At 44.9% G+C, this 11,589-nt stretch carries 9 protein-coding genes; 6 read left to right on the top strand and 3 right to left on the bottom strand.

The window, feature by feature from the left end:
* The first annotated feature begins 27 nt into the window (after positions 1 to 27).
* From LG272_RS06140 to LG272_RS06160, 5 genes are all read left to right on the top strand, one after another.
* Positions 28 to 375, top strand: a complete 348-nt coding sequence (locus tag LG272_RS06140; protein WP_404407298.1) for a YkgJ family cysteine cluster protein — start codon at positions 28 to 30, stop codon at positions 373 to 375.
* Between the two features lie 112 nt (positions 376 to 487).
* Complete coding sequence (locus LG272_RS06145; protein ID WP_404407300.1) at positions 488 to 2,680, top strand: M3 family metallopeptidase; 2,193 nt, start codon at positions 488 to 490, stop codon at positions 2,678 to 2,680.
* Between the two features lie 182 nt (positions 2,681 to 2,862).
* A complete protein-coding gene (locus LG272_RS06150; RefSeq protein WP_404407302.1) occupies positions 2,863 to 5,457 on the top strand; it encodes a TonB-dependent receptor in 2,595 nt (864 codons plus the stop codon).
* 100 nt (positions 5,458 to 5,557) lie between these two features.
* On the top strand, positions 5,558 to 6,763 hold the full coding sequence (locus tag LG272_RS06155) for an EAL and HDOD domain-containing protein (protein WP_404407304.1): 1,206 nt from the start codon (positions 5,558 to 5,560) through the stop codon (positions 6,761 to 6,763).
* Between the two features lie 84 nt (positions 6,764 to 6,847).
* On the top strand, positions 6,848 to 9,073 hold the full coding sequence (locus tag LG272_RS06160; protein ID WP_404407306.1) for an NADP-dependent isocitrate dehydrogenase: 2,226 nt from the start codon (positions 6,848 to 6,850) through the stop codon (positions 9,071 to 9,073).
* 53 nt (positions 9,074 to 9,126) lie between these two features.
* Here the strand turns inward: LG272_RS06160 and LG272_RS06165 are convergent, their stop codons facing one another.
* A complete protein-coding gene (locus LG272_RS06165; RefSeq protein ID WP_404407308.1) occupies positions 9,127 to 9,672 on the bottom strand; it encodes an Hsp20/alpha crystallin family protein in 546 nt (181 codons plus the stop codon).
* Between the two features lie 160 nt (positions 9,673 to 9,832).
* Between LG272_RS06165 and LG272_RS06170 the strand changes: the two genes are divergently transcribed.
* Positions 9,833 to 10,075, top strand: a complete 243-nt coding sequence (locus LG272_RS06170) for a hypothetical protein (RefSeq protein WP_404407310.1) — start codon at positions 9,833 to 9,835, stop codon at positions 10,073 to 10,075.
* Between the two features lie 32 nt (positions 10,076 to 10,107).
* On the opposite strand, the gene LG272_RS06175 is transcribed toward LG272_RS06170, so the two are convergent.
* Positions 10,108 to 10,704: an ABC-type transport auxiliary lipoprotein family protein gene (locus tag LG272_RS06175; protein ID WP_404407312.1), complete on the bottom strand. Its 597-nt coding sequence runs from the start codon at positions 10,702 to 10,704 to the stop codon at positions 10,108 to 10,110.
* Entirely contained in the window at positions 10,701 to 11,588 is an 888-nt protein-coding gene (locus LG272_RS06180; protein ID WP_404407314.1) for an MlaD family protein, read from the bottom strand. The genes LG272_RS06175 and LG272_RS06180 overlap by 4 nt, the downstream gene beginning before the upstream one ends.
* Position 11,589: the final 1 nt, after the last annotated feature.

An 11,589-nucleotide genomic window follows, 5' to 3' on the forward strand; every position in this document is an offset into this window, starting at 1 on the left:
TATGCTTTCTTTTTGGAGTGTCGTGCGATGAGTTTGGCTAATGCCTGCTTGACGTGTGGGGCTTGCTGCGCGTCTTATCGTGTGTCGTTTTATTGGGGCGAAGCTACTGGCGCTCCTGAAGGCTATGTTCCAAGCGAACTGACCGAATCTTTTCATCCTCATCTTTTGTGCATGCAAGGCACCAATCAGAAAAATCCTCGCTGTGTGGCGCTTGAAGGTGAAATTGGACAACAAGTCAGTTGTTCGATTTACGCCAATCGACCTAGCCCATGTCGTGAATTCGATATTTCAGTCAATGGTTCCAACCCGCATTGCGATAAAGCTCGCGCAAAATACGGCTTAAGTCAGCTCATTCCTGTGCAAGAAGTAGCCTAGAAGCCTGTAGATTGGGGCAAATTGTTACAATTGTGCCATGAACGGCTCTTGAGCGTGGTTGCTAGGAGGGGTACATTAGTAAGGTTAAATACAACCACAAGGGAGAATCATTATGCGCAAGAGCCTAATCGCTGTTGCTATTGGTGCGGCATTAACGGTTGCCGCATGTTCAGATAAAGAAGCAACTCAGCAAGCGACTGACACTGCACAAACTGAACAATCACAGACTCAGCAATCAACGTCTGCTGAATTTAATCAAAGTAATCCATTCTATGCAGAGAGCACGCTGCCATATCATGCTCCTGACTTTACAAAAATTAAGTTTGAGCACTACAAACCAGCATTCGAAGCCGGTATGGCAGAACATGCGAAAGAGATCGAAGCGATTGCAACGAATCCTGAAGCGCCAACGTTTGAAAATACAATTGTAGAAATGGAGCGCTCTGGCGCCTTGTTGAGTCGCGTTTCTTCGGTGTTCTATAACGTCGCAGGCTCTAACGGTAACGATGATACTCGTGCACTACAAGGCGAGTTAGCTCCGAAAATGGCAGCGCATCGTGACAACATCATGTTGAACCCTGAGCTTTTTGCGCGTGTTAAAGCGGTTTACGATAATCGTGACAGCCTTGAAGGCGAAGCGTTGCGTTTAGTTGAAGATACTTACAAAGGTTTCGTACGTTCAGGTGCGGAATTAAATGATGATGCGAAAGCGAAGATTCGTGAAGTTAACAGCGAAATCTCATCATTAACAACTGATTTCCAACGTAACCTAATGAATCTTGCGAAAGAGAATACAGTTATTGTTGATGACGTAGCTCAGCTCGCAGGTTTAAGTGATGCAGAAATCAAACAACTTGCTGATGCAGCAGCTGCAGCTGGTCACGAGGGCAAATACGCCATCTCGATTACCAATACTACCCGCCAGCCGGTTCTTTCTTCTTTAGAAAATCGTGAACTACGTCAGCGTGTATGGGAAGCATCGGCATATCGGGGTACCGGTAATACGGAAACTGACAACCGTCCGTTAGTGAAGCGTTTAGCTCAGCTACGTGCTGAAAAAGCACAACTGTTAGGTTACGACAACTGGGGCGATTACGTTCTTGAAACAAGTATGGCGGGCACACCTGAAGCAGCTCAAAATATGCTGCGTGATCTGGTTCCAGCTGTAGTCAGTAACGTTGAAGCGGAAAAAGCCGAAATTCAAGCGATGATTGATGCTGAAGGCGGTGACTTTGAAGTGCAGCCATGGGATTGGGCTTACTACGCTGAAAAAGTTCGTGCCGAAAAGTATGCGTTAGATTCAGAAGAAGTGAAAAAATACTTTGAATTTAACCGCGTGGTTGAAGATGGCGTATTTTTTGCGATGAACCAACTGTTCGGTATTACGTTTGTCCAACGCGATGATATTCCAACCTACGGCGACGATATTCGCGTTTACGAAGTTAAAGACGTGAATGGTGAAACGTTAGGCTTGTTCTATGGCGATTGGTTTACTCGCGATGGTAAGCGCGGTGGCGCATGGATGAGTTCATTCGTCAGTCAATCAAATTTGCTTGATAAAAAACCGGTGATCTTAAACAACCAGAACATCAAAAAAGCTTCTGAAGGTCCAACTTTCTTGAGTTTTGATGAAGTGAGCACGATGTTCCATGAAATGGGACATGCGTTACACGGTATGTTCTCTGACGTTATGTACCCATCATTAGCGGGTACGTCAGTATCACGTGACTATGTTGAGTTTCCTTCAACCTTCCAAGAAGATTGGATGTTGAATGAAAAAGTGTTGAACAACTTCGCGAAACACTATGAAACTGGCGAAGCAATGCCAAAAGAGCTGTTAGATAAAGTAATGGCAGCGAAGAATTTCAACATGGGCTACGATACGCTTGAGTACATTGCTTCTGCCCTGTTAGATTTCGAGTATCACACGTTATCGCCAGAAGCGGCCTCGAGCATTGACGATATCGCTGCATTTGAAAGTGCTGCTTTAGAGCGCAATGGTGTTGCCATTGATGCAGTACCACCGCGTTACAAGTCAACCTTCTTTGCTCATGTATTTGCTGGTGGCTACTCAGCTGGTTACTACGCATACATGTGGTCTGAAATTTTGGCTGCCGATGCATTCAAATATATGCAAGAGCAAGGTGGCTTGACGTTGGAAAATGGTCAGAAATTCCGTGACACTATTTTGTCAAAAGGAAACAGCAAAGACCCAATGCAGCAATATATTGATTTCCGTGGACAAGAGCCAACTGGCGAAGCTCTACTTGAGCGCCGTGGGTTAACGACACCGAAAATTGATTAACAAAAATACAAAGTTAAAAAGGGGTAAAGCTTAGGCTTTACCCCTTTTTTTTGTCTAATAATTACCTGAATAATCTCTTTAACATGATGTTATGACTTAAAAATTTGATTTTTATCGAAAAAGCATCATAAATAAACGTGACCGTTTTGGTCACGCGAATGAAACAACCAGGGAACATTATTATGACAAGTTTAGCTAAGTCATTTAACTTATCGTTGAGTGCGCTTGCGGTAGCATCATTGCTACCAAGCGTTGCTGTAGCTCAAGATCAATCAGAAGATCAGAGTGTCGATGAGGCACAAGAACGGATTATTGTGACAGGGTCGCGAATCAACCGTACCGACATGGAAACAGCTTCTCCGATTGATATTATTTCTCGCGATGATATTGAAGCCTCAGGCTTCTCAAATCTTCAACAAATTCTTGAACGTTCTCCGGCGGCTGGTACTGGGACTTTTTCAACCCGTGGCAATAGCCAGGATTCAACCGCTAATGGTGGCGCAGCAGTGAGTTTGCGTGGCTTCGGCGCCGACGCAACCTTAGTTTTAGTTAACGGTCGCCGCGTCAACGTATCCGCCTTTGCAGAAGGCGTTGCTAATTCGTTTGTCGATATTAATACGATACCTGTATCGGCAATTGAACGAATCGATATTTTGAAAGACGGTGCGTCAGCTTTATACGGCTCGGATGCAGTGGCAGGCGTGGTCAACGTTATCTTGCGTAAAGACTTCGATGGCATGGAAGTGAGTTTAAGTCACGGTGGTACCACGGGTCCGAGCTACGATGAAACGTCGATGAGTACGGTCTGGGGAACAGGATCTGGACGTAATAACACAACCGTCATCTTTGACTATTATCGAAACACGTCGATTATGGGCAGTGAAATGGGGCGCTTTGGTACTGCGAACCAAGCTCCGTATGGCGGTAATGATTTCCGTTCATCACGTGGTTTCCCAGGAAGTTATGTATTAAATGGTGAAATTACCATTGATCCGAGTTGCCCAAGTGAAGATGCTTTTGGGCCGTACTGTGTCTACGACTATGGTCCTGCAACCATGACGTGGCCTGAGGCCGAACGTGTCGGCGCCATGGTCATGTCGAATTTTGAAGTAAGCGCGAATGTTGATGCCTACATCGAATTTTCTGCACAGCACAATACCTCTAAAGCAGGTGGTGCAGCAACGCCGTTAGATGGTGATGCGGGTCTTTATGTACCAGCAGATCACCCTAACAATCCATGGGGTGAGTTTGTAACGATTGATCGTTATCGTACGGTAGATGCGGGCAACCGTGTTTGGGATATCGAATCAGACACATTGCGCTTCGTAGCCGGTTTACGCGGTATGCTCGGCGAATGGGATTGGGATGTATCAGCAACCAAGGCGCGTAGCCGTGGTTTACAAACAGGTAGTAAAGACCAAGGTTGGGTGCGTACTGATTTCCTGCAAGAAGAAATTAATGCGGGTCGATACAATCCATTTGGCGGTGTGACCAACGATCCTGAAGTGATTGATGCAATTACGACTAGTCTTGTTCGTCGTGGTGAATCTCATCTGACCGCGATCGATGGCAGTATTACCGGTGAATTATTTCAATTAGGTGATAACTATGTATCAATGGCCGCCGGCTTTGAATACCGTGAAGAAGATGTTGTTGATACGCCAGATGACCAGTTCCAACGGGGACTTATTTTTGGTACCGAATCGGTATCGGCTCAGGCCGAACGTGATCAATGGGCTGCCTATGCAGAGTTCTTGGTTCCTGTTGCGGATACTGTGGAGCTTACCTTAGCGGTACGCCACGATGATTACAGCGACTTTGGTTCAAGCACTAACCCACAAGGTAAAATTCAATGGTTCGTGAGTGATGACTTTACCTTGCGCGCTTCGGCAGGTACTGGGTTCCGTGCACCATCGCTTGCGCAAATCGGCTTAGGACCTTCGCAAGTATCGCAGTTCTTTACCGATACCTATCGTTGTCCGACGCCTGATCCAAGTAATCCAGCTTGTGCCGCAACCGATTACACCATTGTCTTCAGCGGTAACCCAAATCTGGAGGCAGAAGAATCTGAAAGCTGGAATATTGGCGGCGTGTGGCAAATCAATGACGCTTGGGATATCAGTGCGGATTACTGGTCGATTACCCAAGATAACAAAATTGACCGCAATGACTTCGAGTTAGTGTACGAGGCAGAATGTAACGATCAAAATAGTACCATTTGTGTTCGTTTAGATCCGTTGCCAGGGCAAGAACTCGGTTCTCTTTCAACGTTATATAACAGTTACATCAATATCAGCTCTCAAGAAGCGAGTGGTCTTGATTTATCAACAAACTATTTGATGTCATTGGATGATATGGGCGATCTGAAATTCGCGTTAGATTGGTCCTATATGACAAAGTTTGAGAAGAACGGCATTGATTATGCGGGTGAGTATAACTACCCAGAGCATCGCTGGATTGGTAGCGTTGATTGGAGCCGTGATGCGTGGGGCGCAACTGCCATTGTGACCTATATCGGCGAGTTTGAAGACTATCAGTCACCGCAAGACGTTGAGGCGAGTGAAGCGCGCACGGTTGATGCCATGATGCTGCTTGATCTGCAAATGCGTTACGATGTTAGCCAAACCACTCGAGTAACATTTGGCGCGAATAACGTACTTGATGAGGAACCGCCATTTGCAATTGGTGATGGAGATGGAGACCTCTATGGTTATGCCTCAAGTGTTCATAACCCACGTGGTGCATTTGTTTATGCGAAGGTGAACTTCAAGTTCTAACATCGTAAAGAACGATAGCAAAAGGAGGACGGAGCTAGCTCTGTCCTCCTTTTTTTGATATATAGGATGGTAAATAAATTGTAATCTATCGAGTACAAATATGTCCGAGATTTTATTTGCGTCGCAGCCTATTTATAACCGTCATAATGAAGTTTATGCGCATGAACTGTTGTACCGTCACGAAAACGGTATTAGCGCATTTGAGGTTGGTGACAGTGTTGCAACCAGTGAAGTTTTATATAATCTCTGCACTGGACTTTTAGATTACGTCGAGCACGTAAAACTGCCAGTTTGCGTCAATGTCTCAACAGAGTTTCTTCTGTCGGGTTTATTCCTACCGTTAGCGCCAAACCATGTGATTGTCGAGTTGGTTGAACGTATCGAGCCAACCCCCGAAATTGTTGATGCTATTAAACGTTGGGTTGATAAAGGATTCCGTTTCGCTCTAGACGATTTCGAGTTTCAGGATAGTTGGACGCCGCTTCTAGAATACGCATCAATTATTAAGGTTGATATTGAGAAAACCCCCCTTGATATAGCTCGACAGCGATTCGAAGAACTTCAGCACCTAAACGTGTTGTGGCTTGCCGAACGTATCGAAGATGAAACAACTTATGAAGAGTATAAAGCGCTCGGTTTTGATTTGTTTCAAGGTTATTACTTAGCGCGTCCAACAACGGTTGAAGGAAAGCGTGTTCCGTCAGCCGCCGCGACACAATTGACCTTAGTGATTAATCAGTTATTTAGCGAAGACCCCGAACTTTATGAGATTGTTGCTGCGTTGCAAACTGACCCCGTGTTAGTTGTGAATCTATTGCGCATTGCAAATAGTCCATACTATGGCCTCACACGACAAATTGAATCGTTAAAAGAGGTGGTGATGTTGTTGGGCTTAGAGCCCTTGCGTAAATGGGTTTTGCTAATTGTATCGGTGAAAGGTCAGGCACCAACAAAAACCAAATTGGTTCTTACCCGCGCTTATATGTGTAGTGAACTTGCACGTAAAAAAGACCCATTCAACCGACTTTCAGGTCCGGCATTTTTGGTTGGCCTGTTGTCGGGTTCTGATGTTCTAGTGGGCATCGACAAAGACACGTTTTTACAAGACTTACACATCTCGGAGAATGTACGCGAAGCCGTACTGCACCATACCGGCGATCTTGGGAATTATTTAACGAAAATTCTCGACTTTGAGTACGATCTGGCTATGAAAAACTCGCTTGAAGCACACGGCGACTTGTTCGATATTTATCAGCAATGTCACTTCTTAGTTGATGAATTATTGAACAATGTCGTGATTGACTAATCGCTAAGCGCTAGTGATTACCGGCATATCCTGCTATAATTCGGGCCACTTTTTTCTGTCCTGAACTAATGAATAGGAATCACTATGTCGACTGATAGTTCAAAGATTATTTATACCGAAACTGATGAAGCACCACGTTTAGCAACCTATTCGTTGCTACCGATTATTCGTGCGTTTACTGATGCTGCTGGCGTTTCTGTTGAGACCCGTGACATCTCGTTAGCTGGTCGTATTATTGCGAATTTCCCAGAGTATTTAAAAGCCGAGCAGCGTATTGGTGACGCTCTTGCTGAGCTTGGTGAATTGGCTAAGACGCCAGAAGCTAACATCATCAAGTTACCGAATATCAGTGCGTCGATTCCACAGTTAACTGCAGCAATCAAAGAGTTGCAGGCCCAAGGTTATAATCTTCCAAACTATCCGTTTGAACCGCAAACCGATGAAGAGCGTGATGTCAAAGCACGTTACGATAAAATCAAAGGTTCTGCCGTAAACCCAGTACTTCGTGAAGGTAATTCAGATCGTCGCGCACCTGCTTCGGTTAAAAACTATGCGAAGAAGCATCCGCATCGCATGGGGACCTGGTCAAAAGACTCACAAACTTACGTTGCTCATATGAGCGACGGTGATTTTTATAGTAGCGAGCAGTCAACCACGTTTGCTCAAGCTGACGATCTTAAAATTGTATTAAACACCCCAGCTGGTCAAACAGTACTGAAAGATTCAGTTAAAGTATTAGCCGGCGAAGTTGTCGATGCGGCGCGCATGAGTGCAGCACAGTTACAAGCGTTCTTTGCAAAAGAAACCGCAGCTGCTAAAGAGCAAGGCGTATTATTGTCGCTGCACTTAAAAGCCACCATGATGAAAGTTTCTGACCCAATCATGTTCGGTCATGCAGTGAAGGTTTATTTTGCTGATGTTTTTGCAAAGCATGCCGATTTGTTCAAACAATTAGGTGTAGACGCAACCAATGGTTTTGGTGATGTATTAGCGAAAATTGCTGAACTGCCAGCAGATCAACGCGCTGAAGTGGAAGCTGATATCCAAGCTGTATATGACCAACAGCCAGAGTTAGCGATGGTGAATTCTGATAAAGGAATCACTAACTTGCACGTACCAAGTGATGTCATCATTGATGCATCAATGCCAGCAATGATTCGCGATGGCGGTAAGATGTGGAACCGTGCAGGCAAAACACAAGATACGCTAGCGATGATTCCTGATCGTTGTTACGCCGGCGTGTATCAAGCGACCATCGATTTCTGTAAAGAACACGGCGCATTCGACCCATCAACCATGGGTACTGTACCAAACGTTGGTCTGATGGCGCAGAAAGCTGAAGAATACGGCTCTCACGATAAAACCTTTGAAATTCCTGCTGATGGCACCGTGGTTGTTTTAAACCAAGCGGGAGAAACGGTATTTTCTCACGATGTTGAGAAAGGCGATATTTGGCGTATGTGCCAAGTGAAAGACGCACCAATTCGTGACTGGGTTAAGTTAGCAGTCAACCGTTCACGTTTAAGCGGTATGCCAGCAGTATTCTGGCTCGATGAAAATCGTGCGCACGATGCCGAGCTAATCAAAAAAGTAAATGAGTACTTAAAAGAGCACGACACTAACGGCCTAGATTTGCGTATTATGGCTCCGACTGAAGCGACCAAACACACATTGGCGCGTATGAAAGACGGCAAAGATACCATTTCTGTTACTGGTAACGTGTTGCGTGACTATTTGACGGATTTGTTCCCAATTCTTGAGCTGGGTACTTCTGCGAAAATGTTGTCAATTGTACCGTTGATGAACGGCGGTGGCTTATTTGAAACGGGCGCTGGTGGTTCTGCACCGAAGCACGTTCAGCAGTTCGTTGAAGAGAACTACTTGCGTTGGGATTCACTTGGTGAGTTTCTCGCGTTGGCAGCATCACTTGAGCATCTTGCACAGCGCAATAACAATGAGCGTGCACAAATTCTTGCCGATGCACTTGATGCAGCAACAGCGAAATTTCTAGAAAATGATAAATCGCCAGCGCGCAAACTTGGTCAGATAGACAACCGCGGTAGCCACTTCTATCTCGGCATGTACTGGGCAGAGGCACTTGCAACACAGAGCAAAGACACTGCTTTGGCTGAGCGCTTTGGTAAACTCGCTAAATTCTTGAATGAGAACGAAGCGAAGATTGTTGAAGAGCTCAACGGTGTTCAAGGTCAGTCAGTTGAAATTGGTGGATATTACCAACCAAATGCTGATTTGGTTGATAAGGCAATGCGCCCATCAGCAACTTTAAATAACGCATTAGCGAACCTATAACCTCGCCGAAAAATGGCGTAATAAAAGGGCATCCCATGTGGATGCCCTTTTTATTAGGAGATGGGAATCTCTCGTTGATCAGACGTTGACTTCGATTTATCTCGGCCGATAGAAATATGTAAAACACCATTTTTAAATGTTGCAGAAACACTATCTGCTTTTGCGTCGTCAGGTAAATTTAGAACGCGTTGAAAATGTCCATATCGGCGCTCTATGGTATGGTAATTATCATTCTTTCTGGTTTCTTCAGAGCGTTTTTCGCCTTGAATAGTCAAGTAGTTTCCTTCCACTGAGAGCTTCAAGTCTTTCTTTTCAACGCCTGGCAATTCAACACTAATACTGTATTGCTCAGGTGATTCACTAATATCAACTTTAGGCCGAAAAATAACGTCCGTATTCTTCCAAAAATCGGCGTTATGTTCGTCAAATAATCGAGGCACCGTAAAGGTTTTGAACGTATCATTTAAAAGCCGATCCATTTCATCGTGGAAACGAGAGAAAGGGGTTAGTGAACTAGAACGGTTACCCTGTTGTGGTTTATCGCTCTCATGCTTAAACCAATTCCAAGGAGCTAACCGAGACAAATTAGAATCATTCATAATAATGACCTCCAATTTAAATGGCATCATGTGCTGAGCGTTTCAACACGAGATTTAATATGGTTCTGTTTAAAAATTAATCAATGATAGTTATCAAATTTTTTTCAGATGGTGCTAGAATGCGCGCTTATTCTACCAATGAGTTCAAAAAGGACATGATATGACTGACGCGGTTGACTATATTCAAAGCCCGTTATGCCAAGATTTTTCTGCCGACGGTTTAACTGTTAGCATTGATATTTATCGCACCGAAGACAGTAACTGGATTCTTGAAATTGTGGATGCCGATAATAATTCGACAGTTTGGGAAGATCATTTTGAAACCGATGCCGCGGCACTTGAAGAAGCTTTAGATGCTCTAAAGCAAGAGGGAATTCAAGCGTTTGTCGGTACGTTTAGTTAAGAACCTCAAACCAGTAATATAAGTTCGCGGCGTCAATTGGATGACGCCGCAAGCCATTCAAGTAAACGCTCACCAACTTCTGAGCTTGCTGCGCTTAACGCATTAATTGCGTGATCGGTTTCATCTCCGCTGAGGGGAATCCGTGCAGCGAAACTCTCACTCTTCGTCACTTTACGCTGTTTGGTATTAACCAACTGCGCATCGTAGCGTACTACAGCGACCGAACCGGAATTTGTTTCCTCAATATGAAACGCTTGTAGTCGCCCTGAAACTTGCCAATCGCTATCAAACCCTTGCTGACTTGAACTAATGTGTTCAAAGCGACTATCGCGCCACAATGCATCGAGCATCCAGCTTTGCCAGAGGGTGGCAATAGATGTGCTCCATTTCGCATTCGGGTAGGCCAAGATGCTACCATCGGCAGTGATTCGAACAATACGCTCGAGCTGCAGAGCGTCGTTGAGTTCTGGCTCCGCAACGCGAATATGAGATAACTTGACTGACTCGCTTTGATTAACCGAAGCTGGTTGTAACGTATAAAAATCGATTGGTTTAGCCTCAGGTATCACGCTGCACGCTGCACAAACGAAGACTAGGCCAACAGCCATCATGATATTGTTTAGCTTCACGGTTGATACTCCTTCATCTGTTCAGTTTCGAAGCGCGCAGCAATCGCATTAAGGCGCTTAAGGGTAACTTGCAGCTCGAGTAGGGTTGGGCCAACTTCGGCAATACCGGCCATGCCAGCATCGATATTGCCACGATTATGTTGCATCAATTCATTAAGCTGATTACTGGCATCTGCCAAATTGGCGAGCGTTTCTTCGGCTTTATTAAAGAGGGGGTCACTACGTTGAGTTAATTCACTCTCTAAAGTAATTAATGAATCATTCAGTTGCCTAGTACTGTTTTCCAAGTTGTCGAGCACTGACGCGAAGTTCTGCGATTGCTCAGCTAGTTCACCGCTAAACGTATCAACATTGGCAAGAATTGATTCAATGGCTTGCATATTATTCTCAGAAAAAAGCCGATTCGCGTTGTTAATAACCTGACTCACATTGACGAACAATTCCTCGGTATTCAAACGTAATTGGGTGAGCTCAGATGGTTCAGCAACAATTTCAGGAATACCGTTTTGGTTGTTGATCGGTTCGCTTCTTGCAACGCTTTGCTCCAGTGCGATTCCGCTTGAACCGGTAATATTTAATAATGTTCGTGAAGCTTTGGTTGCCTTGGTGATGGGGGTTTCAGCAGTGATGCGAATGCGTGCTCGTACCACGCGCGCGTCGTTTTTATCTAAACTCAATTGGGTCACTTCGCCAACACTAATGCCATTAAATTGAACTGGACTGCCGACCGTCAAACCTGAGACCGGTTCTTCAAAGAGTACATCGTAGTTTTTGTAGGCTTGCTCAGAGTCAGCTTTCGCTAACCAAAGCGTGAATGCAAGTCCCGCCAGAAGAATTGCTAGTGTCGCAATTCCAACAATAATATGGTGCGCTTTTGTTTCCATG

Origin of the sequence: Pseudidiomarina marina, assembly GCF_044807045.1 — a bacterium.
In the GTDB taxonomy this organism is placed as follows: Bacteria; Pseudomonadota; Gammaproteobacteria; order Enterobacterales; family Alteromonadaceae; genus Pseudidiomarina; species Pseudidiomarina marina.

What these genes read in the sequence shown, in the direction of transcription:
- LG272_RS06140 (WP_404407298.1), top strand. Translation starts at nt 28, where the DNA reads ATGAGTTTGGCTAATGCCTGCTTGACGTGTGGGGCTTGCTGCGCGTCT.
- LG272_RS06145 (WP_404407300.1), top strand. Translation starts at nt 488, where the DNA reads ATGCGCAAGAGCCTAATCGCTGTTGCTATTGGTGCGGCATTAACGGTT.
- LG272_RS06150 (WP_404407302.1), top strand. Translation starts at nt 2,863, where the DNA reads ATGACAAGTTTAGCTAAGTCATTTAACTTATCGTTGAGTGCGCTTGCG.
- LG272_RS06155 (WP_404407304.1), top strand. Translation starts at nt 5,558, where the DNA reads ATGTCCGAGATTTTATTTGCGTCGCAGCCTATTTATAACCGTCATAAT.
- LG272_RS06160 (WP_404407306.1), top strand. Translation starts at nt 6,848, where the DNA reads ATGTCGACTGATAGTTCAAAGATTATTTATACCGAAACTGATGAAGCA.
- LG272_RS06165 (WP_404407308.1), bottom strand. Translation starts at nt 9,672, where the DNA reads ATGAATGATTCTAATTTGTCTCGGTTAGCTCCTTGGAATTGGTTTAAG.
- LG272_RS06170 (WP_404407310.1), top strand. Translation starts at nt 9,833, where the DNA reads ATGACTGACGCGGTTGACTATATTCAAAGCCCGTTATGCCAAGATTTT.
- LG272_RS06180 (WP_404407314.1), bottom strand. Translation starts at nt 11,588, where the DNA reads ATGGAAACAAAAGCGCACCATATTATTGTTGGAATTGCGACACTAGCA.